Annotated in this window: 20 protein-coding genes; 9 read left to right on the top strand and 11 right to left on the bottom strand. The window is 73.5% G+C overall.

Going from position 1 to position 23933, the window contains the following annotated elements; translation table 11 throughout:
* Positions 1-53: 53 nt before the first annotated feature.
* On the bottom strand, positions 54-521 hold the full coding sequence (locus AC1DWH_RS05760) for a MarR family winged helix-turn-helix transcriptional regulator (RefSeq protein WP_477092869.1): 468 nt from the start codon (positions 519-521) through the stop codon (positions 54-56).
* Positions 522-578: 57 nt separating this feature from the next.
* Here AC1DWH_RS05760 and AC1DWH_RS05755 point away from each other — a divergent pair, with 57 nt between their 5' ends.
* A complete protein-coding gene (locus tag AC1DWH_RS05755; protein WP_477092868.1) occupies positions 579-1160 on the top strand; it encodes a class I SAM-dependent methyltransferase in 582 nt (193 codons plus the stop codon).
* Positions 1161-1166: 6 nt separating this feature from the next.
* Here the strand turns inward: AC1DWH_RS05755 and AC1DWH_RS05750 are convergent, their stop codons facing one another.
* From AC1DWH_RS05750 to AC1DWH_RS05735, 4 genes are read right to left on the bottom strand one after another with little or no spacing between them, the layout of a single operon-like run.
* Complete coding sequence (locus tag AC1DWH_RS05750; protein ID WP_477092867.1) at positions 1167-1889, bottom strand: ABC transporter ATP-binding protein; 723 nt, start codon at positions 1887-1889, stop codon at positions 1167-1169.
* Positions 1886-2950 carry an ABC transporter ATP-binding protein gene (locus AC1DWH_RS05745; RefSeq protein WP_477092866.1) on the bottom strand — a complete coding sequence of 355 codons (1065 nt, stop codon included), beginning with the start codon at positions 2948-2950 and terminating at the stop codon, positions 1886-1888. The genes AC1DWH_RS05750 and AC1DWH_RS05745 overlap by 4 nt, the downstream gene beginning before the upstream one ends.
* A 38-nt stretch (positions 2951-2988) precedes the next feature.
* Positions 2989-5781 (bottom strand): FtsX-like permease family protein, encoded by a 2793-nt coding sequence (locus AC1DWH_RS05740; RefSeq protein ID WP_477092865.1) that lies wholly within the window; start codon positions 5779-5781, stop codon positions 2989-2991.
* Positions 5778-9074, bottom strand: a complete 3297-nt coding sequence (locus AC1DWH_RS05735; protein WP_477092864.1) for an FtsX-like permease family protein — start codon at positions 9072-9074, stop codon at positions 5778-5780. The genes AC1DWH_RS05740 and AC1DWH_RS05735 overlap by 4 nt, the downstream gene beginning before the upstream one ends.
* Positions 9075-9233: 159 nt before the next feature.
* Here AC1DWH_RS05735 and AC1DWH_RS05730 point away from each other — a divergent pair, with 159 nt between their 5' ends.
* Together AC1DWH_RS05730 and AC1DWH_RS05725 are read left to right on the top strand one after the other, a co-directional pair.
* Positions 9234-9899: a PadR family transcriptional regulator gene (locus AC1DWH_RS05730; RefSeq protein ID WP_477092863.1), complete on the top strand. Its 666-nt coding sequence runs from the start codon at positions 9234-9236 to the stop codon at positions 9897-9899.
* Positions 9896-11536: a DHA2 family efflux MFS transporter permease subunit gene (locus tag AC1DWH_RS05725; protein WP_477092862.1), complete on the top strand. Its 1641-nt coding sequence runs from the start codon at positions 9896-9898 to the stop codon at positions 11534-11536. Before AC1DWH_RS05730 ends, AC1DWH_RS05725 begins: the two co-directional genes overlap by 4 nt.
* A gap of 57 nt (positions 11537-11593) precedes the next feature.
* Here the strand turns inward: AC1DWH_RS05725 and AC1DWH_RS05720 are convergent, their stop codons facing one another.
* Positions 11594-13000, bottom strand: coding sequence for a class II fumarate hydratase (locus AC1DWH_RS05720; protein WP_477092861.1), 1407 nt, complete (start codon positions 12998-13000; stop codon positions 11594-11596).
* Positions 13001-13083: 83 nt separating this feature from the next.
* Between AC1DWH_RS05720 and AC1DWH_RS05715 the strand changes: the two genes are divergently transcribed.
* Positions 13084-13401 carry a DUF2087 domain-containing protein gene (locus tag AC1DWH_RS05715; RefSeq protein WP_477092860.1) on the top strand — a complete coding sequence of 106 codons (318 nt, stop codon included), beginning with the start codon at positions 13084-13086 and terminating at the stop codon, positions 13399-13401.
* Positions 13402-13403: 2 nt separating this feature from the next.
* On the opposite strand, the gene AC1DWH_RS05710 is transcribed toward AC1DWH_RS05715, so the two are convergent.
* Positions 13404-14039: a carbonic anhydrase gene (locus AC1DWH_RS05710; RefSeq protein ID WP_477092859.1), complete on the bottom strand. Its 636-nt coding sequence runs from the start codon at positions 14037-14039 to the stop codon at positions 13404-13406.
* A gap of 140 nt (positions 14040-14179) precedes the next feature.
* Here AC1DWH_RS05710 and AC1DWH_RS05705 point away from each other — a divergent pair, with 140 nt between their 5' ends.
* The 4 genes from AC1DWH_RS05705 to AC1DWH_RS05690 are packed head-to-tail and all read left to right on the top strand — an operon-like array spanning position 14180 to position 18591.
* Entirely contained in the window at positions 14180-15475 is a 1296-nt protein-coding gene (locus AC1DWH_RS05705) for a sugar ABC transporter substrate-binding protein (RefSeq protein WP_477092858.1), read from the top strand.
* Entirely contained in the window at positions 15472-16449 is a 978-nt protein-coding gene (locus AC1DWH_RS05700) for a carbohydrate ABC transporter permease (RefSeq protein WP_477092857.1), read from the top strand. The genes AC1DWH_RS05705 and AC1DWH_RS05700 overlap by 4 nt, the downstream gene beginning before the upstream one ends.
* Positions 16449-17297: a carbohydrate ABC transporter permease gene (locus AC1DWH_RS05695; RefSeq protein ID WP_477092856.1), complete on the top strand. Its 849-nt coding sequence runs from the start codon at positions 16449-16451 to the stop codon at positions 17295-17297. The genes AC1DWH_RS05700 and AC1DWH_RS05695 overlap by 1 nt, the downstream gene beginning before the upstream one ends.
* Before the next feature lie 37 nt (positions 17298-17334).
* The gene (locus tag AC1DWH_RS05690) at positions 17335-18591 is read left to right on the top strand and encodes an ABC transporter ATP-binding protein (RefSeq protein WP_477092855.1); all 1257 of its coding nucleotides are present in this window, start codon (positions 17335-17337) and stop codon (positions 18589-18591) included.
* Between the two features lie 9 nt (positions 18592-18600).
* On the opposite strand, the gene AC1DWH_RS05685 is transcribed toward AC1DWH_RS05690, so the two are convergent.
* From AC1DWH_RS05685 to xseA, 3 genes are all read right to left on the bottom strand, one after another.
* On the bottom strand, positions 18601-19533 hold the full coding sequence (locus tag AC1DWH_RS05685; protein ID WP_477092854.1) for a carbohydrate kinase family protein: 933 nt from the start codon (positions 19531-19533) through the stop codon (positions 18601-18603).
* Entirely contained in the window at positions 19533-19814 is a 282-nt protein-coding gene (locus tag AC1DWH_RS05680; protein WP_477092853.1) for an exodeoxyribonuclease VII small subunit, read from the bottom strand. Before AC1DWH_RS05680 ends, AC1DWH_RS05685 begins: the two co-directional genes overlap by 1 nt.
* 247 nt (positions 19815-20061) lie before the next feature.
* Positions 20062-21333: an exodeoxyribonuclease VII large subunit gene (xseA, locus tag AC1DWH_RS05675; RefSeq protein WP_477092852.1), complete on the bottom strand. Its 1272-nt coding sequence runs from the start codon at positions 21331-21333 to the stop codon at positions 20062-20064.
* A gap of 148 nt (positions 21334-21481) precedes the next feature.
* Between xseA and AC1DWH_RS05670 the strand changes: the two genes are divergently transcribed.
* Complete coding sequence (locus tag AC1DWH_RS05670) at positions 21482-22543, top strand: 4-hydroxy-3-methylbut-2-enyl diphosphate reductase (protein ID WP_477092851.1); 1062 nt, start codon at positions 21482-21484, stop codon at positions 22541-22543.
* A gap of 1 nt (position 22544) precedes the next feature.
* Here the strand turns inward: AC1DWH_RS05670 and AC1DWH_RS05665 are convergent, their stop codons facing one another.
* Complete coding sequence (locus AC1DWH_RS05665; protein WP_477092850.1) at positions 22545-23882, bottom strand: DNA recombination protein RmuC; 1338 nt, start codon at positions 23880-23882, stop codon at positions 22545-22547.
* Positions 23883-23933: the final 51 nt, after the last annotated feature.

Below are 23933 nucleotides of genomic sequence, written 5' to 3'. Positions count from 1 at the left end.
GCGTCTCGCGGCGACGCCCGGGTTCCCCGAGGGAGCCCGGGCGTCGTCGCGTCTCAGGGGTGGTGGGTCGCGTGGTTCGCGTCGAGGACTCGGACCAGGGCGCCCAGCCCCGTCGCCAGCGCCTGGCGTTCCTCCGGCGTCAGGTGCGCGAGCATCCGGCCGTGGTGCTCCCGCAGCTCCGCGCCCACGCGGTCGGCCACGTCGCGACCCTCGGCCGTGAGCTGCAGCCGGTAGTGGCGCCGGTCGTCGGGGTCCCGCTCGCGCGAGATCCAGCCGCGGCCCTCGAGGCCGCCGGCGAGCCTGCTCACGGTGCTCTTCTCCAGCCCCAGCCGGGCCGCGAGCTCCTGCTGGGAGAGCGCGCCCGCCTCGGCCAGCTCCCCGAGCGCGAACGTCTCGGACAGCGAGAGCCGCACGCCGGCGTGCTCGTGCTGGGTCTGCACGGCGTCCAGCAGGCCGCTCGTGCGGGCGAGCTGCTGGAAGAACCGGCGAAGATCGTCGTCCGGAAAGGTTGTGTCGTACAACTGCTGCGCCTACGCTCTCCCTAAGAGTTGTGAAGCACAACTGTATCGGAGAGCCTGATGACGACCGTGACGCACCGCGCCCGCGAGAGCATGTTCGGTCTCGTGCACCACCCCGCGCAGTACAGCCGGTTCGCCGGCCACCTCGCCGCGAGCCTGTACCGGCGGGTCGCCCACGACGTCGACGGCCTCGCGCTGCCGCCGGGCGCGCGGGTGCTCGACGTCGGCACGGGGCCGGGCGCGCTGCCGAGGCTGCTCGCCGGCGACCGTCCCGACCTGCAGATCGACGCGATCGACCTCTCCCCGGACATGATCGCGCAGGCCACCGGGTCGGCCCCGGCGTCCGTGACGTTCGCGGTCGCCGACGTCGCCCGGCTGCCGTGGCCGGACGCCACCTTCGACCTCGTGGTGTCGACCATCAGCCAGCACCACTGGGTCGACCCGACCGCCGGGATGGCCGAGGTGCGGCGGGTGCTCCGCCCGGGCGGACGGGCGTGGGTCTACGACTTCCGCTGGGCGCTCACGCGGGCGCAGCGGGCCGCCGAGCCGCTCGACGCCGACACCGCGGTGGCGCGTCAGAGCCCGCTGTCGGGCTCGGCGTGGTTCAGCCCGATCGGTCGCGTGGTGCTGCGGCCGGCCTGACCGCGCTCAGCCCTCGACCAGCCGCCCGTCCGCGAGGTTCAGCACCCGGTCGGCCAGCGAGACCATGAGCGGGTCGTGGGTCGAGACGATGGCCGTCATGCCCTCCGCCTCGACGACCGCCCGGATCAGGGCCATCACCGCCTTGCCCGTCTCGGTGTCCAGCTGGCCGGTCGGCTCGTCGGCGACCAACAGGCGGGGGGAGTTGGCCAGCGAGCGGGCGATGGCCACCCGCTGCTGCTGGCCGCCGGACATCTCGCCGGGCCGCTGCAGGGCGTGCGGGCCCAGGCCGACCAGGTCGAGCAGCAGCTGCACGCGCGCCTCACGGTCCTTGGTGGGCAGCTTGCGCAACCGCAGCGGCACGCCCACGTTCTCGGCCGCCGACAGCACGGGCACCAGCCCGAACGTCTGGAACACGAACGAGACCACGTCGCGCCGCAGCTCGACCAGGCCGCCCTCGTCGAGCGTCGACACCTCGCGCCCGTCGACGACCACGCGGCCCTCGTCCGGGCGGTCGAGGCCGCCGATCACGTTGAGCAGGGTCGTCTTGCCCGAGCCGGACCGGCCGACCAGCGCGACCAGCTCACCGGGCTGGATCGTGAACGAGACGTCGCGCAGGGCGTGCACGGCTCCCGTGCCGGAGCCGTAGGTCCGGCTCACGTGCTCGACGCGGACGACGGCCTCGGTCGCGCCGGGCGCCGTGGGTGCGGGGGCGGTGGTCGCGGTGCTCATCGGGAGGCCTCCGGGTCGGGCGTGAGCGGCTCGGCGGCCGAGTGTCGGCCGGACCGGCGGGGCGTCGCGTCGTCGTCCGCCGGTGGTGCCACGGGGGAGGGCGGGCCGCCGACCTCCCGCGCCGGCACCGGGCGGTCCGGCCACAGCGACACGTGCGACTCCTCCAGAGCGAGCCGCACGCGCCCGACCAGGTTCAACGCGTCCCGGTACTCCTGGGGCAGCTGCACCCGACCGGCGCGGTCGAGCACCGCGAGCTCCTCGGCCACCACGTGCTCGGTGCCGTCCTCACGCGTGTGCGTGCGGCGCACGGTCTCGGAGCTGGTGCGGCCGTCGCGGATGGCCACCGTGCGCTGCACGTGCTCGCTGACGCCGGGGTCGTGGGTGACCACGACGACCGTGGTGCCCAGCTCGCGGTTGACCGTCCGCAGCCCCTCGAGGACGTCGTGCGAGGTGGCGGAGTCGAGCTCGCCGGTGGGCTCGTCGGCGAACAGGACCTGCGGGGAGTTGGCCAGGGCCACGGCGATCGCGACCCGCTGCTGCTCGCCGCCGGACATCTGCCCCGGCCGGCGGTCGGCGCAGTAGCCGACGCCGAGCACGTCGAGCAGGTCGGCGGCCCGGCGGTCCCGCTCCTTGCGCCGGACCCCGGACAGGGCGAGCGGGAAGGCGACGTTCTCCGTGGCCGTGAGGTACGGCACGACGTTGCGGGCGGTCTGCTGCCAGACGAACCCGACCATCGAGCGCCGGTACTCCACCCGCTGCGCGCTCGACATCGCCATGAGGTCCCAGGGACCCACCCGCACCCGCCCGGCCGTCGGCACGTCGAGCCCGGACAGGACCGACAGCAGGGTCGACTTGCCGGACCCGGAGGCGCCGACGATCGCGACGAGCTCCCCGTCCTCGACCAGCAGGTCCAGGCCCTGCAGCGCCTGCACCTCGACCCCCTCGGACTGGTAGATGCGCACCAGCGAGTCGCAGACGATCAGCGCGTGCTCGCCGAACGCCCCCGTGCGCTGCCGGGCCCGCTCCTCGAGCGCGCCCAGCGCGGTCTCCGTGACAGTCACGTGTGCCTCCCTCGCGTCGTCCGTCCCTGCGTGAACCGTCATCGCTCGCCCACCCTCAGCACCTCTCCCAGCCGGTCACGCCGCCGCACGGCCGACTCGACCACCACGGCGACCGCGAGCGCGACCAGCACGACCGCCGCCGCGCCCACGATCGGGACCCAGGTGACCTGCAGGACCGTCGCCTCGGCCGCGCCGGTGACGAGGTCGAGCCCGAGGGCCCCGATGAGCATCCACGGCACCGCGATGCCGACCGCGGTCCCCGCGACCAGGGCGGCGACCGCCAGCGGGGCGAGCTCACCGAACGTCATGGCGCGCGCCGTGCGGCCGTCGAGCCCCAGGGTGCGCAGGGCCGAGAGCGTCCGGCCGCGCTCGCGCGACGTCGCCACCACGGTGAGCACCAGCGCGATGGCGGCGTAGCCCGCGAGCGCGATGCCGACCGCGACGAGCAGGTCGACCAGGCCGGCGGTCAGCGGCGACGACCGCCACGTGCTGAGCCAGGTGGTCCGCTCGGTGACCGTGATCCCGGGATCGTCGGCCAGCCCGGCCGCCCGTACCGCATCGACGGCGCCCGGGCCGGCCACCCAGGCGACGGAGGCGGGCAGTTCGATCCCGCTGACGGCCGCGTAGCGCGCACGGTCGACGATGACGATCGCGTCGGTGTCGGAGGGTGCGTCGCTCGCCGTCTCGACGACGGTCGGCGGGTGCTGGGCGGTGCCGACCACGTCCAGGTCGAGGAAGTTGGACTTGCCCATCACGGCCGGCTGGATCAGCTCGGCCGTCCGCTCGAGCGCCGGGGTGATGAGGGCAGGCACGTCGGAGCCCGAGGCGTCGCCGAGCCCGGCGAGGCCGGCGTCGACCGGTCGCCCGGCCGCGGTCAGGACGGCGGCGAGGTCGGCCGCGTCGACCAGGATCAGCTGCGCCTTGGTGCCGCTCTCGCGCCCGAACGTCCGGCTCCCGAGCGGGATGGCGCCGGCGACGGCGGTGACCCCGGGCTCGTCGCGCAGCGCGTCCAGCGTCTCGGTCGCGATGGTGCCGTCGAGCCGGACGGGTGCGCCGACGACGATGTCGGCCGCTGCGAGCTGACCGCGCTGCACGGTGACGGCGGTCGTCCCGCAGAAGACGACGAGCGCGACGGCGACGGTGAGCGTGAGCAGCGGGACGCGCGTGCCCGCGGTGCTGCTCGCCCGGGCCGTCGCGATGACGGGCACCAACCCGCGCCGGTGGGCGGCGAGCCCGGACAGGCCGCGCAGGACCGGCGGCAGCGCGCGGGAGGCCAGCAGGGTCGCGGCGCACGCGAGGAGCACGGGGGTCGAGGCCAGCAGGAGGTCGACGCCGCCGGTCGCGGTCTGCAGCAGGCCGCGCGCGTGGACGGACACCAGCGCCGCGGCGGCGACCGCGACGACGGCGAGCTCGGCGGTCAGCTGGCGCACCCGGCGGCGGCGCAGGACGCGCTCGCGGTCGGACCGGTTGGCCGGCAGCCGGCGCCCGGTCCAGGCCCCGCGGACCACCCGTCCGGCGGAGATCGGGGGCGCCAGCACGGCGACGACGGCGACCAGCGCCGCGACGGTCCACGACCCGCGGGCGTCGGGCTCGAGCAGCCACGCGCCCAGCGCGCCGACCGCGGTGGCCAGGACGACCAGCGGCACGCTCTCGACCAGGGCGCGCACGGCCACGGAGGCCACGGACGCCCCGCGAGCCCGCTCGGAGAGCAGGAACGTCTCCCGCCGCACCACGAGCAGGCGGGCCGCGAGCACGAGCGCGAGCGCGCCGACCACCGCGAGCCCGATCAGCAGCACCGAGGCCTGCGCGGTCCCGGCGACCAGCCTCGCGTCGGCGGCGCGGAGCACGGTGCCCAGCTCGGTCGTCACTGTCGGCGTCTGCCCGTCCGAGCCCGTGAGCGAGGCCGCGCCGCTGATCAGCTGCACGACCGCCCGCTCGACGTCGTGCGTGTCGGTGGCCAGCAGGTGGTCGGGTTCCGCGGGGAACCGGTAGATCGTCTTGATGGCTCCGCGCGGCATCCCCAGCAGCATGTCGGGCAGCGAGGCGTCGGACAGGAGCAGGCCGACCCGGCCGGCGGCGGCCGCGGCCACCGGCGTGGGGACCTCGTCCAGCAGGTCGGGGTGGCCGGACCACACGGGGGAGTCCGGGTCGAGCGGCTCGTACAGGCCGGTGACCAGCACATCGACGGCGCCGAGCCTCGGACCCTTGACCGCGAACCGGTCGCCCACGGTGATGCCGACCCTGTCGGCGGCCGCGGCGGACAGGCCGACCTCGACGACTCTCGGGTCCTCGCCGGTGGGCACCGCGTGGGGCTGGTCGGCCACCGTCGGTGCCGGGGACGCCCGCGGCTCGAGACCGGTGACCCACCGCACGACCTCGCGAGGCGAGCCGTACGCGACGTGCTCGAGGCGGGTGGCGAGCAGCCCCGAGGTGGTGTCGATCGTGACCGCGGGGCTCTGCACGGCCGTCACGGGCGCGCCGGTGACGTCCGCGACGGCCGCCGGCAGGGACTGCGCCATGGTGGTCGCGGCATTGGCGACGAGGGTCGCGGCGTCGTCCTGGCGGCCGTCCGCCGAGCCGGGCGCCGAGTTGACGGTGGCCACGACGTCCGCCGCGGGCCCGGCGTCCAGCACGGCCTGCTGGACGCCCTCGTCGGCCATCCGCAGCACCACCCGGGGGACCACGAGCGCGAGCAGCACCGTGACCGCGAGGAGCAGCGCGGACAACGTGAGCAGGCCCGCGTCCTGCCGGCTGCGTCGCCGCGCGACGAGGACACCGTCGGCGGTGGCCGCGCGCCAGCCCACGGCGGCGCGTCCCGAGAGCACGGTCATCGCTCGTCCCCCAACCGCAGCAGCTCGCCGGACGCCTTGCGCAGCAGCAGGTTCGTGGTCAGCGCCACGGCGGTTCCGACGAGCACGACCAGCAGCGTCACCAGCGCGAGCTCGGCGGTCCACGGCCAGTGCACGATCACCTGCGGGACGGGCCGACCGCCCGTCGCGGAGACGGTGACCAGCGGGGCGACGACGTGCGCGAGCAGAGCGCCGAGCGCGAGGCCCGCCGCGAGCCCGAGGGTGCCGAGGATGACGTGCTCGACCAGCACCGACCGCACGAGCGCGGGCCGGGACGTACCGAGCGCCTGCAGCCGCGCGAGCTCCAGCCGGCGGGTGCGCACCGCGACGGTCGCGCTCATCGCGAAGCCCGCCACCGCGAGCGCCAGCGCGGCGAACGTGACGATCCACAGCGCGGCCTGCACGCCGACGCGCAGCGGGCCCTCGATCGCCGTCGTGCGGACCTCGACCCGGCTGGTGGCCACGCCCAGCTCGTCGGCCACCACCTGGTCCACCACCGCGGACGCACCGTCGTCGGGGACCTGGAGCCACCACTCGTCGAGCAGCGGCTCGGTCCACGCCGACATCAGCGCCGAGCGCGTGAGCAGATCGCGGTCCACCAGCAGCCCCGCCCCCCGCGGCATCCCCGGCAGGTACGGGACCTCGCGCTCGATCACGACCGGGACGGGCGCGCCGCCCAGGTCGAGCTGCAGGTGGTCGCCCACCTTCGCCGCGAAGGCCACCAGCATGGTGTCCGTCGCGACGACCGGCACGACCCCGGGGTCCGGGAACGTCGTGGCGGCCATCCGGGCCTGCCCGAACAGCAGCGCGACCGAGTCGACCCGTGCGGTGAGGTGCAGGCCGTCGTCCTTCATCCCGGCCGCCACGAGCGGGCGTCGGCCGCGGTCGCTCGGGGGCGCGGCGCCGGTCCAGTCCGCGGTGCCGAGCGGGACGGGGGTCACGTCGTCGGCCGTGGCGCCGACCGCCCGCAGGTTGGTCACGGTCACGGCCAGTCCGGTCGTCTGCTGGCCGTTGCCCAGCTGCGCGGCGTCCGTGCTGTCCGCGAGGGCCTGCGCGATCACGGCGACCAGGCGCAACCCGGCGGCCGTCGCCGGCAGCGGGACGGTGACGTCGGTGGTGGCGCCCAGGAGCGGCACGACCGGCAGCACGAGCGGGGTCCGGGTCCCGTAGGAGTCCTCGACGACGAGCGTCAGCAGCAGCGTGCCGGACAGGGACGGCGTCGCGACGCTGTTCACGTCGAGCACCAGGGCGGTGGGCGAGCCCGGCAGCGGGATCGCGCCGTCCGGGGTGGTCGGCGACAGCGGCGCGGTGATCTCCCCCCAGGTGGGGGTGATCCGGCCGCGCAGCAGGTCGGCGCCCTGCGCGGTGTCGAGCGCGAGCACGTTGACCGACGCGCCGTTGGTCTCCTCGCCGTCCGTCGGCTGGCCGACGCGGACGCTGCGGAACGACACGGCGCTCGCGGCCTGCGCGCCGGACAGCCCGTCGACCGCGGTCGCCTGCGCGAGCGCCGGGCCGTTCGGCCGGCCGACGCGCACGTCCGTGCCCACCGCCAGGTCGACCTGGTCCGACTGCGAGGTGCGCCAGGTGCTCAGGAACGACTGGGAGAAGGAGCCCACGGCCAGCGCGAGCGTGAGCAGCAGCACGGCCCCGGCGGCCCGGGACGGGCGTCGGCCCACCTCCCACGCGGCCAGCGGCGCCACCAGCGAGCGGCCGCGCGCGGCGAGCCGTTCGCCGACCGCGGCGACCAGCGGGAGCGCCCGCAGCGCGAGCACGGCGCCGGCCAGGAGCAGCAGGGCGGGCGCGGCGACGAGGATCGGGTCGAGGCGGGCCCCGGCCACGACGGGGGAGCGGTAGGTCTGCAGCTGCCAGACGCCCAGCGCGGCCAGGGCGACCAGTGCGAGGTCGGCCCCGGACCGGGCGAGCCCGCCGCGCCGGTCCTGGCGCACCAGCTGCTGCTCGGCCTCCACCACGCTGCCCCGACGCCGCAGCAACGGGCCCAGCAGGACGGCGGCCAGCACGAACGACGAGACGATGCAGGTGACCCACAGGGACACGGGCCGACTGGGGTCGGTGTGCATCCCCGCCCGCTCGAGGGGCCCGAACGAGGTGATGAGCCCGTACAGCAGGCCGGCGAGCCACGGGGACACGAGCGTGGTGATCAGCGCGACGACCGCCGCCTCGAGCGACGCGAGCCCGAGCAGCTGGCGGCCGGACGCGCCACGGGACGCCATCAGGGTCTGCTCGGGCGCGCGCCGGTCGGCGAGCAGCCGGGCGGCGAGCAGCAGCACGGTCACGGCCAGCACGACGAGCATGAGCCCGACGATCACCAGGCTCACGCGGGTGACCGCGAGGTTGCCCGCGGCGACGTCGATGGTCGTGGCCAGGGAGGACTGGAACGTGCCGGAGGGGGCGGTGTCGTCGACGGCCGCGGTCAGGGAGGCCTGGGCGTCGTCGAGCCGGGTGCGCAGCTCGGCGACGGAGCCGGCGGGGGCGCCGACGAGGTCGGGGGAGGCGACGAGGTCCGCGGTCGCCAGCGAGGCCGGACCCTGGAGCGCCTCCGGCACCGCGACGAACGGGCCCCACGCGTCCGTGCTGACGAACCCGAAGCTGCCCGGCACGGGGTAGTTCGGGTCGTGCTCGGCGCCCTGCAGGAGGTCGCGGGTCCAGATGCTGCTCAGCCCGGTGAGCTCGTGGATGCCGGTGACGACGAACCGGGTCTGCTGGTAGGTCGCCGTGTTCTGCACGGCCAGCTCGCTGCCGACGGTCCAGCCGTAGGCGTCCGCGGCGACCTTCGGCACGGCGACCTCGACCCGGCCCTGGTCGTCGGCGGCGGCGGTCGGCCAGGCGCCGGCGAGCAGGTGGGCGTCGGAAGGCAGCTGCGGGTTCGCGGCCAGGTAGGACAGCGGCGGGACCCGTCCGCCCTGGCCGACCAGGCGGTACATCGGCGAGGTGAGCCACTGGGTGCGCGTGGCGGGGACCGGGCCCAGCAGCTCGTCGAGGAACGACTCGCCCGCGGCGATCGCGGGGGCCGGGTCGGACGTGTCGAGCGACAGGACCGCGTCGATGTCGGTGGTGCTCGCCGGGGCCCGGTCCAGCGCCGTGTCGAGGGCGCTGTGCCCGCTGGTGAACAGCAGGAGGGCGAACGTGCCGAGCAGCGAGGCGCCGACGAGCGCGACGGCCAGGACCGTCGCCAGGAGGGTCCGCTGGGCGGCGGCACGATGGCGCAGCACCCGCAGGCTCCAGCCCATGGCCACCTCCTCCGACGTCCTCGTCACGGGCGCGCACGATCGTCTTCTCGAGGCGCGCGGTCCGGTGATCGTAAAGGACCAGGCTGTGGGTGTGGGAGCGATTCCGCGGATCGGGATCGCCGGGTGGCGCCAGCCTCTTCCGAGAGGTATATTCCCTCCGGAATAGTTGACCTGGAGGTGTCACACATGGCCGAGCTGTCGGCGGTCGCGGTGCTCGTGCTCGGTCTGCTGCACGAGCAGCCGATGCACCCCTACCAGCTGCACCAGACCCTGGTGGAGCGCGGTGACGCCCGGATCGTGCGGGTCAACGCGGGCGCCGTCTACCACGGCGTCGAGCGCCTCGAGCGGGACGGGCTGGTCGCCGTCGTCGGCACCGACCGCTCCGGCAAGCGCCCCGAGCGCACCACCTACGGGATCACGGACGCCGGCCGCGCGGCCTTCGCCGAGCGGCTGATCTCCCTGCTCGGCGACGAGCACCCGGCCTACCCCCTGTTCACGGTCGGTCTGGCCGAGGCGAACGAGCTGCCGGCCGACGTCGTCGTCGAGCAGCTCACCCGCCGGCGCGACCGGAAGTCCGCGCACCTGGGCCGCCTGGAGGTGTCCTACGGGGCTCTCCGGGACCTGGGCCTGCCCCGCCGGTACCTCCTCGACGTCGAGCACGACGTCGCGGTGCTCCGGTCGGAGATCGCGTGGCTCGACGGGACGCTCGACGAGCTCCGCGCGGGCGCCCTCGACTGGGGCGCCGCGATGCCGCAGTCGTTCGTCGACGCGAAGCGCGCACTGCGCGCCGTCGATTCCGAGACACCTCACACGTCTAGCACTCACCAGCCCACATCGAAGGACATCCCATGAGCACCACCACCGAGCAGCCTCGCGCGCTCGTCGACCTCCACGGCCGCAGTCCGTGGAGCATCCTGCCCGCGCTGTGCCTCGGCTTCTTCATGATCATGGTGGACACCACGATCGTGAACATCGCGATCCCGTCGCTTGTCAAGGCCTTCGACGCCGACCTCACGGCCGTCGGCTGGGTCAACAGCGCCTACCTGCTGACGTTCGCCACGCTGCTGCTGGTCACGGGCCGGCTCGGTGACCGGTTCGGGCCGCGTCCCGTCTTCATCGTCGGCCTCGTCGTCTTCACGCTCACCTCGCTGCTCTGCGGCCTGGCCGGCTCGATCGCCCTGCTCATCGCCGCCCGCGCGATCCAGGGCATCGGTGCCGCGCTCATGACCCCGCAGACGATGTCGATGATCACCCGGGTGTTCCCGCCGCAGAAGCGCGGCTCGGCGATGGGCCTGTGGGGTGCCGTCGCCGGCATCGCCACGATCACCGGCCCGGTCCTCGGCGGCCTGCTGGTCCAGACCGTCGGCTGGGAGTGGATCTTCTACGTCAACATCCCGGTCGGCGTCGTCGCGCTGGTGCTCGCCGTCCGCACGCTCCCGACCCTGCCCACCGCCAACCGGTCGTTCGACGGCCTCGGCGTCCTGCTGTCGATCGTCGGCATGTTCCTCGTGGTGTTCGGCATCCAGGAGGGCGCGACCTACGACTGGGGCACCATCACGGGCCCGATCACGGTCTGGGGCGTCGTCGGCGCCGGCGTGCTGGTGCTGGTCGCGTTCGTGCTCTGGCAGCGCCACCGCGGCAGCGACGCGCTGCTGCCGCTGTCGCTCTTCCACCACCGCAACTTCTCGCTGGCCAACGTCTCCGGCTGGGCCGTGACCTTCGCGATGATCGGCATCTTCTTCCCGTTCACGCTCTACCTGCAGGAGGTCCTGGGCCTCAGCCCCCTGAACGCCGCGCTCGTCGGCCTGCCGGGGTCGCTGATCTCGGGCGTCGTCGCGCCGTTCGCCGGCCGGCTCTCGGACAAGATCGCCGGCAAGTGGGTCGTCGCCAGCGGGTTCGCCATCCTCGTCGTCGCGATCACGTGGCTCGCGCTCGCGGTCCAGCCCGACGCGCCCGTGTGGCACCTCGTGGTCCCGATGGTGTTCTTCGGTGTCGGCACCGGCGCCCTGTTCTCGCCGCTGGCCAACCTGGCCACCTCGGGTCTCGACGGACGCACCGCCGGCGCGGGCGCCGGCACGTTCAACACGACGCGCCAGATCGGTGGCGTCATGGGGTCCGCCGCCATCGTCGCGATGCTCACGTCGCGCCTCGCGGTCACCATCCCCGCGGCGGCGCAGGACGCGGCCGGCCAGCTGCCGGAGGAGTTCCGCAAGCCGTTCGTCGACGGGTTCGCCTCCGGCAGCTTCGCCAACGGGGCCGCCCCGCAGCTGCCGTCCTCGGTGCCGGCCGACGTGGCCGCGCAGATCCAGGACGTCGCGCTGCAGGCCGTGCACTCGGGCTTCGCGACCGCGGTCACGCAGACGATGCTGCTCACCGTCGCGGTCCTGGGCATCGGGCTCGTCGCCAGCCTGGCCATGAAGGGCGGCCGCCCGGCGCACCACGGGCCGGCGTCGGCTCCGGCGTCCGTGCCGGTCCCCGTCGAGGCCTGACCGGCACGACGAAGGCCCCGGTCCGCGGACCGGGGCCTTCGTCGACTCACCCCGGCGTCACGCCTGCGGCGGGCGCGTCATGCTCAGCACGTCGAGGGCCGTGTCCAGCTGCGCCTCGGTGACCTCGCCGCGCTCGACGAAGCCCAGGTCGACGACCGCCGCCCGGACCGTGATCCCGTGCTTGACGGCGTGCTTGGCGATCTTCGCGGCCGCCTCGTAGCCGATCACGCGGTTCAGCGGCGTGACGATCGACGGCGACGACTCGGCCAGCGCGCGCGCCCGCTCGACGTTGGCCACCAGCCCGCTCACCGTCTTGTCGGCGAGCAGCCGCGACGCGTTGGCCAGCAGCCGGACCGACTCCAGCACGCCCGCGGCGATCACCGGGATCTGCACGTTCAGCTCGAACGACCCGCTCGCCCCGGCCCAGGCGACCGTGGCGTCGTTGCCGACGACGCGCGCCGCCACCATGAGCACCGCCTCGGGGATCACCGGGTTGACCTTGCCGGGCATGATCGACGAGCCGGGCTGCAGGTCGGGGATCGCGATCTCGCCCAGGCCCGTGTTGGGGCCGGAGCCCATCCAGCGCAGGTCGTTGCAGATCTTGGTGAGGCTGACCGCGATCGTGCGCAGCGCGCCGGACAGCTCGACCAGCCCGTCGCGCGAGCTCTGCGCCTCGAAGTGGTCGCGCGCCTCGGTCAGCGGCAGACCCGTGTCCTCGCGGAGCAGCTCGATCACGCGCTGCGGGAAGCCGGCGGGCGTGTTGATCCCGGTGCCGACGGCCGTGCCGCCCAGGGGGACCTCGGCCGCGCGGGGGAGCGCGGACCGCAGGCGCTCGATGCCGTACCGGATCGCGGCACCGTACCCGCCGAACTCCTGGCCGAGCGTGACGGGCGTGGCGTCCATCAGGTGCGTGCGGCCCGACTTCACCACCGTCACCCACTCGACGGCCTTCGCCTCGAACGCCTCGGCCAGGTGCTCCAGCGCCGGGATCAGGTCGCGGACCACGCCGGCGGTCGCGGCGACGTGCACCGACGTCGGGAAGACGTCGTTCGACGACTGCGACGCGTTGACGTGGTCGTTCGGGTGCACGTCGCGCCCGAGGATCCGACCCGCCAGGGTGGCCAGCACCTCGTTGGTGTTCATGTTGGAGCTGGTGCCCGAGCCGGTCTGGTAGACGTCGATGGGGAAGTCCCCGTCGTGCGCGCCGGAGGCCACGTCATCAGCGGCGGCGACGATGGCGTCCGCGATGTCCTGGTCCAGCACGCCCAGCTCGGCGTTCGCGCGGGCGGCGGCCTTCTTGATGCGGGCGAGGGCCTCGATGTGGCTGCGCTCGAGGCGGTTGCCCGAGATCGGGAAGTTCTCGACGGCCCGCTGGGTCTGTGCGCGGTAGAGGGCGTCGACCGGGACGCGCACCTCGCCCATCGTGTCGTGCTCGATGCGGAACTCAGAAGTCATGCCCAACATCCTGCCGCACCCGCCGGGGTGACCCGACCCGGCGTGACGCAATCGGCGTGCGGTCGGCCTCGGCGGCCCGGCACCATGACGCCATGGACTCCCCGTGCCCCGCCGAGAGGTTCCTCGACCACGGACGGCTCGTCCGCACGCCCCGGCGCCACGGCGACCGGTCGCTCGTGCTCGAGCACCTGGCGTCGCGCGTGCTGGCGCCCGGTGAGCGGGGCTCGGAGGTCGAGCTCACGGAGCGTCTTGCCGCGTTCACCGACGATCCGGTCCGGCTGCGGCGCGACATGGTCGAGGCCGGTCTGGTGGGGCGGCGGGCGGACGGCTCGGCGTACTGGCGCGAGCGGAGCACCCCGCACGACGACGAGGACGGCGCGCGGCCCCGGCCCGCCGACCCCTGGCCCTGAGCTCAGTCGCCGAGCTCGCCCGCGGCCTCGGTCAGGTGCACGGTGCCGTCGGCCAGCGTGTACTCGAGGCCCACGACGGCGACCCGCCCCTCCTTGATCGCCTCGGCGAGCGACCGTGAGTAGCCCTGCAGCATCCGGACCGTGTGCTTGACGTGCTCGTGGCCGAGCACCGCGGGGTCGAGGGTGTCCAGCGCACCGAGCCCGCCGCCGGCCAGGTTGACGATGCTGGGGATGACCCGGTCGACGATGGCGCGCACGAACCCCGTGGGCAGCTCGCCCGTGGTCAGCGCCGTGGTCGCCGCCGCGACGGCTCCGCAGCTGTCGTGACCCAGCACGACGACCAGCGACGCACCCAGGACCTCGACGCCGTACTCGATCGAGCCGATGACCGTGGTGTCCAGCACATGGCCGGCCGTGCGGACCACGAACACGTCGCCGAGCCCCTGGTCGAAGATGATCTCGGCCGCCACCCGGGAGTCCGAGCACCCGAAGATCACCGCGAACGGGAACTGCGCGGCGCTCACCTCGGCGCGGTGGTCGACCCCCTGGGAGGGGTGCAGCATCTCGCCGCGGACGAAGCGTTCGTTCCCCTCGCGCAGCGCGGACCAGGCTTCGGCGGGAGTCGTGGGGCGGGGCACGGCGCCATCGTCGCAGGTCCCACGCCTGCTCTGCAGCCCGTGTTCAGCACTCGGGTGCACCGGTTCCACTGGCGCGCCGCCTCCGAACGGGTGTAGCCCTTGGGTGTGAGGCATCGACGCCTCGGGTCGGGGGGTGCGCCGTGCGACGTCGGACGCGAGGTCTTGCCATCGCGCTGGCGGTGGGGCTCGTCGCTCCGCTGGCTGCCTGCGCCGGGTCCGGGTCGGGGGCCCCGGTCCTCACCTGGTACATCAACCCGGACGCCGGCGGGCAGGCGGAGATCGCCAAGCAGTGCACCGAGGCCGCCGGTGGCGCCTACTCGATCGAGACATCGGTCCTGCCGCGCGACGCCAGCGCCCAGCGGGAGCAGCTGGCCCGTCGCCTGGCCGCCAAGGACTCGTCGATCGACATCATGAGCCTCGACCCGCCGTTCATCCCCGAGATGGCGGAGCCGGGCTTCCTTGCCCCGGTGCCCGACGACGTCGCGGCGAAGGTCACGCAGAACGTCGTCGCCGGCGCCCTGGCCGGTGCGACGTGGAAGGACAAGCTCGTCACCGTGCCCTTCTGGGCGAACACGCAGCTGCTCTGGTACCGCAAGTCCGTCGCCGCGGCGGCGGGCCTCGACCCGGCGAAGACGCCGGTGACGTGGGACCAGATCATGAAGGCGTCCAAGGACCAGGACAAGTACCTCGGAGTCCAGGGCACGAAGGCCGAGTCGCTCACCGTGTGGATCAACGCGCTCGTCGCGTCCGCCGGCGGCAAGATCCTCGAGAACCCGGAGGCCCCGGCAGACGAGATCACGCTCGGCCTGGAGACGCCCGCGGGGGAGGCCGCCGCGACGATCATGGGCACCATCGGCAAGGAGAACCTCGGCGGTCCGGCCCTCCCGACCGAGGACGAGAACGCCTCGCTCGCCATCTTCCAGGGCGACAAGGGCTCGTTCATGGTGAACTGGCCCTTCGTCTGGTCCGCCACGCAGTCAGGCGTCAAGGACGGGACCTTCCCCCAGTCCCTGCTCGACGACATCGGCTGGGCGCTGTACCCGCAGGTGACGGCGGACAAGCAGACGGCGCCCCCGTACGGCGGGATCAACCTGGGGATCGGTGCCTTCAGCAAGCACGTCGACCTCTCGTACCAGGCCGCGGAGTGCATCGTCACCCCCGAGCACCAGGCGCAGTACTTCGCGACGAACGGCAACCCGCCGTCCAACACGACGTCGTACGACGACCCCGCCGTCAAGGAAGCCTTCCCCATGGCGGACGTCATCCGGCAGTCCCTCGAGCTCGCCGTGCCCCGGCCGCAGACGCCGTACTACAACGAGGTGTCGACCGGCCTGCAGCAGACCTGGCACCCGCCGAGCTCGGTGACCCCGGAGGTCACGCCGAAGGAGTCGACCGACCTCATCACCGCCGTGCTGCGAGGGGAGCAGCTGCTATGAGCAGCCAGGTCCAGACGAAGACACCCGGTGGGCTCCCGCCGGACCTGCGCGACGCGGCAGCCAAGGCGGGCCGCAGCGACCGGTCGAGGTCCGAGGCCCGGCTCGGCTGGCTGCTGGCGGGTCCGGCCTTCGCCGTCATGCTGGCCGTCACGCTGTACCCGATCCTCCAGGCCTTCTACGACTCGCTGTTCCACTTCCGGCTCACCGCGCCGGACGACAAGCGCTGGGCCGGCCTGAGCAACTACGCCGTCGTGCTCACGGACCCGCTGTTCTGGCAGGCGCTGGGCGTCACGGTGTTCATCACGATCGTCACCGTGGTGATCGAGCTGATCCTCGGGTTCGCGCTCGCGCTCGTCATGCACCGCGCGATCACCCAGCTCCGCGGCCTGCTGCGCACGGCGATCCTGGTGCCGTACGGGATCATCACCGTGGTCTCGGCGTTCGCGTGGTTCTACGCGTTCGACATCAACTCGGGGTACATCAACCACTGGTTCTCGTGGGTGCCCGGGATCAGCACGGACCTCAACTGGTTCGCCCAGCAGGGCACCAGCCTCTTCGTCATCATCCTGTCGGAGATCTGGAAGACCACGCCGTTCATCTCCCTGCTCCTGCTGGCCGGCCTCTCGCAGGTGCCGACCGAGCTGGAGGAGGCGGCGGAGGTCGACGGCGCGACGTGGTGGCAGCGGCTGACGCGGGTGGTCCTGCCGAACATGAAGGGCGCGATCATGGTCGCGGTCCTGTTCCGGGCCCTCGACGCGTTCCGCATCTTCGACAACGTCTTCATCATGACCAACGGCGCCAACGGAACCGAGGTCCTCTCGCTGCTCGCCTACCGGACGTCGATCGGACGCCTCGAGATCGGGCTCGGGTCCGCGATCTCCGTGCTCCTCTTCCTGTGCGTGATCCTCATCTGCTGGGCCGCGGTCAAGCTGTTCAAGGTCGATCTTGCCGGCGGCGCGAGGGGGGCAGGCTGATGAAGCAGCTGTCGACAAGGGCCAAGATCGCCTGGGCCCTCATCACGATCTTCGTCATCACGTACGCCCTCTTCCCGATCGTCTCGATCTTCGCGACGTCGTTCAAGCTGCCCAGCCAGCTGAACCTCGGGCTGTTCTGGCCGAAGACCTGGACCACCGTGAACTACGAGGAGATCCTGGCGCCGGGCGGGTCCGCGCAGACACTGTTCCTGTCCTCGCTGCGCAACTCGATCGGCATCTGCCTGATCGCCACGGCCATCGCCGTCGTCCTCGCCACGCTCGCGGCCTACGCGATCGCCCGGCTCGACTTCCCCGGCAAGCGGCTGGTCCTGCTCACCGCGCTCGGCGTCTCGATCTTCCCGGTCATCTCGATCGTCACGCCGCTGTTCAACCTGTGGCGCGAGATCGGCCTCTACGACACGTGGCTCGGGCTGATCATCCCGTACCTCTCGCTCACGCTGCCCATCTCCATCTGGACCCTCGCGGCGTTCTTCCGCCAGATCCCGTGGGAGCTCGAGCAGGCCGCGCAGGTGGACGGGGCGACCACCTGGCAGGCCTTCCGCAAGGCGATCGTGCCGCTCGCCGCACCCGGCGTGTTCACCACCGCGCTGATCGCGTTCTTCATCGCCTGGAACGACTTCGTCTACGGCATCTCGCTCACGTCGACCGACCGCGCCCGTCCCGTCCCCGCCGCGCTGGCGTTCTTCACCGGCGCCTCGCAGTTCGAGGAGCCGACGGGGTCGATCTCCGCCGCGGCCATCATCGTGACCATCCCGGTGGTCATCCTCGTCCTGCTCTTCCAACGCCAGATCGTGTCCGGCCTGACCCAGGGCGCCGTCAAGGGCTGACGTCCACACGCGCAGTCCGTCCCACCAAGGAGATCCGATGGCCGCCATCACCCTCAAGGACATCGTCAAGCAGTACGGCGACGGCTTCCTCGCCGTGAAGGGCGTGAGCCTGGACATCGCCGACGGCGAGTTCGTGATCCTCGTCGGCCCCTCGGGCTGCGGGAAGTCGACGCTCCTGCGGATGATCGTCGGGCTCGAGGACATCACGGCGGGCGACCTCGAGATCGGGGGCAAGCGGGTCAACGAGAAGGCGCCGCGCGACCGGCACCTGGCGATGGTGTTCCAGAACTACGCCCTCTACCCGCACCTGACGGTCTACGAGAACATCGCGTTCCCTCTGCGCCTGCAGAAGGGGCAGTTCACCGACGCCGAGATCCGCGAGAAGGTCGAGTTCGCCGCCAAGACCCTCGAGCTCCAGGACCACCTGCAGCGCAAGCCCGCCAACCTGTCCGGCGGTCAGCGGCAGCGCGTCGCGATGGGCCGCGCGATCGTGCGCGAGGCCGAGGCGTTCCTCTTCGACGAGCCCCTGTCCAACCTCGACGCCAAGCTCCGCGGGCAGATGCGCACCGAGATCGCGCGCATGCAGCGCCGGCTCGGCACGACCACCGTCTACGTCACCCACGACCAGACCGAGGCCATGACCCTCGGCGACCGGGTGGCGGTCCTGCGCAAGGGCGAGCTCCAGCAGGTGGCCAGCCCGCGGGGACTGTACGAGCAGCCGGTGAACCTGTTCGTGGCCGGCTTCATCGGCTCGCCGCCCATGAACTTCCTGCCGGGCGAGATCAACGGCTCCACGATGAAGCTGCCGTTCGCCGACGTGCCGATCTCCGCGGACCTCGCCCCCAAGCTGGCGGGCAAGGAGATCGTCATCGTCGGCATCCGCCCCGAGCACTTCGAGGACGCCGCCCTCCTCGAGGACGCCCGAAAGGGCACCGGCGTCACCTTCAGCGCGCCCGTGGACGTCACCGAGTGGCTGGGCTCCGAGCTGTACGCCTACATCCCGTTCGACACGAACCCGCACGTCGCGGCCACGCTCGAGGAGCTCGACCGCGACCTGGACGGTGAGGGTCTGCGCACCCAGCTGATCGTCGCCCTCCCGTCGGAGACCAAGATCCGCGACGGCAAGGACGCGGACCTGTGGTTCGACCCGGCCCGGATGATGGTGTTCGACCCGGAGAGCGGCGAGAACCTGACCTGGGACGGCGAGGCCGCCGAGGCCCTCGACCGCGAGAACGAGGCGGACCGCAAGGCCTCCCTCGAGCGCGCCCAGGCCCGCGAGAAGGCGCGCGTCTGACGGACGGCGTCAGCCCAGCTCGGCCAGGCGCGGCGGGTTGGCGCCTGCCCGGGAGACGGTGATCGCCGCGATCCGGGCGCAGCGCTCCAGCACCCGCTGCACGGTCTCGGTGTCCACGTCGGCGAGCGCCTGCCGCCGGTCGGCCCCGAGCAGCCCGGCCGTCCAGAGCCCGTCGATCAGGCCGCCCATGAACGAGTCGCCCGCGCCGACGGTGTCCGCCACCTGCACCTTCGGCGCCGCGACCGAGAGCCGGGCACCCGCCGACGTGCTGGCGAAGGCCCCCTCGCCGCCGTGCGTCACGACGACCAGCGACGGCCCGGACCGGCTCCACTGCTCGGCGATCTCCGCGGGCGCCACCCCGGGGTGCAGCCACGCGAGGTCCTCGTCGCTGACCTTGACCACGTCCGCGAGCCGGACCAGGGCGTCCACCACGGGGAGCGCGTGCTGCGGTGACCCCATGAGCACGGGCCGCAGGTTGGGGTCGTAGGTGATGGTCGAGCCGGACCGACGACGGCCCAGGATCTTCTCGACCGCCGCGCCTCCCGGCTGCAGCACGGTCGCGATCGACCCGGTGTGCACGACGAGCGGCTCGCCGGGCTCCTCGTCCCACGTCTCCGGCAGGTCCCACTCGAGGTCGAACTCGTAGGAGGCGGCCCCGTCCTGGCCGATGTGCGCCGTCGCCAGCGGCGTCCGCGCGGCCGACCGGTTGCCCTCGAGCACGTGCACGCCGGACTCCCGCAGGTGTGCCCGGACCAGGTCGCCGTCGGCGTCCTGACCCAGCCAGGTGAGCAGGTCCACGGAGCGGCCGAGCCGGCCGAGGCCGAGCGCGACGTTGGCCGGGCTGCCGCCGGGGTGCTGCGCGCGCGTGCCGTCCGGCCGCGCGACGACGTCGATGAGCGCCTCGCCGACGACGAGGGCCCGCTCCGCTGACGTGGTGCTCATCAGGACTCCTCGTCCTCGGGGTCCGCGGCGGTGCCGGGGACGTCCCGCACCGCGCTCAACCGCTCCCGCGCGCCGTCCAGCCACTCCTGGCATCGGGCGGCGAGCGCCTCACCGCGCTCCCAGAGGGTCAGCGACTCCTCGAGGGTCGCGGCGCCGGCCTCCAGTCGCGCGACCACGGCGACGAGCTCGTCGCGCGCCTCCTCGTAGCCGAGGCCGGCGACGTCGGCGTGGGACGGCTGCGGCGTGGTGTCGGGGGACGGGGTCTGGGACGGCTTCGGCACGAGCACAGTCAACCAGGACTCGCCGACACCACCGGCGGCACGAGCGCTGGTCGAGACGCGTCAGGGTGCGCTACCGGCACCCTCGGCGACCAACGACCGGCGACCGAACGGGCGACCGCCGCCGTCGGGTACCCACGACCGAACCGACGACCGCGCCGTCGGCGACCGACGACCGAACCGGCGGCCAGCGCCCTCGGCGGCCGTCCGGTCCGTCACGATCCACGGGCGCGCGGCAGTCGGTCCTCGGTCAGCCCGTGACCTTCGCCGCGAGCTCGCCCAGGGCGACGCGGATGCGCAGCGGGTCGTCGGCCGCGACCTCGACGGGGTCACGCACCACGTGCCCGTCCGCGCGCCGCACGACGGCGTACCCGCGCTCGAGGGTGGCGGCGGGGGACAGGGCCCTGACCTGCGCGGCGAGCCCCGCTACCTCGGCCCGACCCTGCACCAGGGCGGTGTGCAGCGAGCGCCGGGCGTGGTCGCGCAGGACCGTCAACCGGCTCTCGTGCAGGTCGACCAGCGTGGTCGGGTTGAGCAGGACCGGCCGGCTGCGCCAGTGGTCGAGCCCGGTTTGCTCGCGGGTGAGCCGCGCCGTCAGTGCCGCCCGGGCTCGCAGCCGAGCCTGACTCAGGCGGGCGCGCTCCTCGCTCACGTCCGGCACGATCCGCTTCGCGGCGTCGGTCGGGGTCGAGGCGCGCAGGTCCGCGACCAGGTCCAGCAGCGGGCTGTCGAGGTGGTGGCCGATCGCGCTGACCAGCGGGGTGCGGCAGGCCGCCGCCACGCGGACCAGGGACTCGTTGCTGAACGGCAGGAGGTCCTCGAACGAGCCGCCGCCGCGCGCGACCACGATGACCTCGACGCTGGGGTCCCGGTCCAGCTCAGCGATCGCCGCGCTGACCTCGGGCACGGCTCGCGGTCCCTGCACCGTGACGCGCCGGATCTCGAACTGCACCGCCGACCAGCGGGCGCGGGCGTTGGACACCACGTCGTGCTCGGCGTCCCCCTGCTGCGCGACGATCAGCCCGACCACGGCCGGGAGGAACGGCAGCGCTCGCTTGCGCGACGGGTCGAACAGGCCCTCGGCCCCCAGCACGCCCTTGAGGTGCTCGATCCGGGCCAGCAGCTCGCCGAGTCCGACCAGCCGGACGTCGTCGGCCGAGAACGAGAGCGTGCCCTTCTTGGCGTGGTACTGCGGTCGCGCGTGCACGACCAGGTGCGCACCGTCTGCCAGTCGCTCCGCAAGCGGCCCGATCGCGGACGCCGGCGCTGTCACGGACAGCGACATGTCGAGGTCGGTGTCCCGCAGCGTGAGGAAGTAGAGGCTGTTCCACTTCTTGAGGTTGAGCACCTGGCCCTCGACCCAGACCGGCGGCATCTTCGCGATGTAGTCGGCGATCTTGGGTGCGAGGTGCCGGACGGGCCACGGGCGGTCGGGCGTGGTGTCCGCGGCGCGCAACGGCAGGGGGCCGGCCGCCGGCGGGCTGGTGATGGGACCGGTGCTCACGCGCCCAGCCTGCCTCATCCCGCCGACAACGGAGCCCGACCGAGCCCACCGGAGCCCGACCGACCGCGTGCCCGCCCCAGCAGTCTGTGGTGGGGCCGTGCGGGTCGGGTGCAGGTCACAACCCCACGGCAGGGTCGATCGGGCGCGCCGAACTAGACTCCTGACCGTGACTTCCTCGACGCCCGACGGCCCGGTCCCCGGCGACGCGACCCCGACCGTCGTCGGCAAGCGGGTCCTGCTCGCCGCCCCGCGTGGCTACTGCGCCGGCGTCGACCGCGCGGTGATCGCGGTCGAGAAGGCGCTCGAGCACTACGGCGCCCCGGTGTACGTCCGCAAGGAGATCGTGCACAACAAGTACGTCGTAGAAACCCTCGCGGCCCGCGGCGCGGTCTTCGTGGACGAGACCGACGAGGTCCCCGAGGGGGCCCGGGTCGTGTTCTCCGCGCACGGGGTCTCCCCGGCCGTCCACGCCGCGGCCGCCGCCCGGTCGCTGCAGACGATCGACGCGACGTGCCCGCTGGTCACCAAGGTGCACAAGGAGGCCGTGCGCTTCGCGTCCGAGGACTACGACATCCTTCTCATCGGTCACGACGGGCACGAGGAGGTCGAGGGCACGTACGGCGAGGCCCCCGACCACATCCAGGTGGTGAACTCCCCGGCCGCGGTCGCCGACGTCGTGGTCCGCGACCCCGACAAGCTCATCTGGATCTCGCAGACCACGCTGTCGGTCGACGAGACCATGGACACCGTCCGCCGCCTGCGCGAGCGGTTCCCCAACCTGCAGGACCCGCCCAGCGACGACATCTGCTACGCCACCCAGAACCGCCAGGTCGCGGTGAAGAAGCTGGCGCCGGAGTGCGACCTGGTGATCACGGTCGGCTCGGCGAACTCGTCGAACTCCGTGCGCCTGGTCGAGGTCGCCCTCGATGCCGGCGCGCGCAGCTCCCACCGGGTGGACAGCGCCTCCGAGATCGACCTCGCCTGGCTCGACGGGGTGACCACGGTGGGCGTGACGTCGGGCGCCTCGGTCCCCGAGATCCTGGTGCGCGACGTCCTCGAGCTGCTGGCCGAGCACGGCTTCGGCGACGTGCAGGAGGTGCGCACCGCGACGGAGGACCTCATGTTCTCGCTGCCCCGCGAGCTGCGCGCCGACCTGAAGGCCGCCGGCAAGGCTCCGGAGGTCCCGCGCCGCGACGGACGCCGATCCCTGGACGTCCAGCCCGCCTAGCTCAGGCGGTCTCGGCGTCCGTGGGTGCGACCACCCGCTCGGCGCGCAGGGCTCGCTCGTCGCGGTCCGCGCGGCCGTCGAACACGACGAACTGCTCCTCCGCCGACGCCACCAGCTCGGGCGCGCTCACCGCGGAGAGCTGCGGGTTGACCGGGTCGGGCATCGGCAGGTCCGCGTCCACCACGTGCAGGTCGGCGAACCGCCGGGCGCTGACCAGCACGCGCGTCTCCAGCGACGACACCGTCTGGTTGTAGGCGCCGGCCGCCGAGTCGATGGCCCGACCGAGCCGAGCCAGGTGCGATCCCATCGTCGCCAGCCTGCCGTGCAGCTCCTTGCCGAGCGTGAGGACCGCCTGCGCGTTGCTGGCCAGGGCGTCCTGGCGCCAGGCGTACGAGATGGTCCGCAGGAGCGCGAGCAGCGTGGTCGGCGTGGCGATGACGACGTTGCGCTCGAACGCGTACTCGATCAGCCCGGGGTCCTGCTCGGCGGCCGCGTGCAGGAAGGACTCGGCCGGCACGAACATCACGACGAACTCCGGGGCCGGCGCGAACTGGTCCCAGTAGCGCTTGGCCGACAGGTCGTCGACGTGCGCCCGGACGTGCCGCGCGTGCGCCGCGAGCCGCTCGGCGCGGACGCGCTCGTCGGTCGCCTGCGCCGCGTCGAGGAACCCGAGGAAGGCCACCTTGGCGTCGACCACCACGTTCTTGCCGCCGGCGAGCTTGATCACCATGTCCGGCCGCAGCAGCCCGTCGTCCGTGCGCACCTGGTCCTGCTCGACGAAGTCCACCTGCGCGAGCATCCCGGCCGCCTCGACCACGCGCTTGAGCTGCAGCTCGCCCCACTTGCCGCGCACCTGCGACGACCGCAGCGCGGTGACCAGCTGCGCGGTTTCGCCGCGGAGGTGCTCGGACGCCTGCTGCATGGCCCGCACCTGCTCGCCGAGCGCTGCCTGGCCGGCGGCACGCGCCTGCTCGGCGGTAGACAGCTCGGCCCGCACCTGGTCGAGCGTGCGCGAGAGGGGCTCCACCATCGCCCGCACGGCCTGCTCGCGCTGCGTCAGCTCACCCACCTGCGTCTGGTGGTCGGCCGCAAACCGCTGGTGGGCGAGCGCGAGGAACTGGTCGGTGCTCGTCGCGAGGGCGTCGGCGGCGAGGGCCTGGAACTGGTCCGCGAGCCGCGCGGAGTCGGACGTCCGGGCCGACAGCTCGGCCATGGCGCGCTCGGCCGACCGCTCCGCCGCGCGGACCTGTCCCTGCGCACGACCGGCCGCGAGCGCCCAGCCCGCGGCGAGCCCCGCCAGGGCCGCCAGCACCGCCACGACCACGAAGGTGATGTCCATGCCGAGACCCTCGCACGCGCCACTGACAGGGCCGCCGTCACCTGCCGTCAT

The sequence above is a fragment of the Cellulomonas sp. P2_F12 genome (assembly GCF_056403775.1).
The sequence above is the reverse complement of the archived record's forward strand: the minus strand, read 5'-3'. Positions and strand labels throughout refer to the sequence as shown.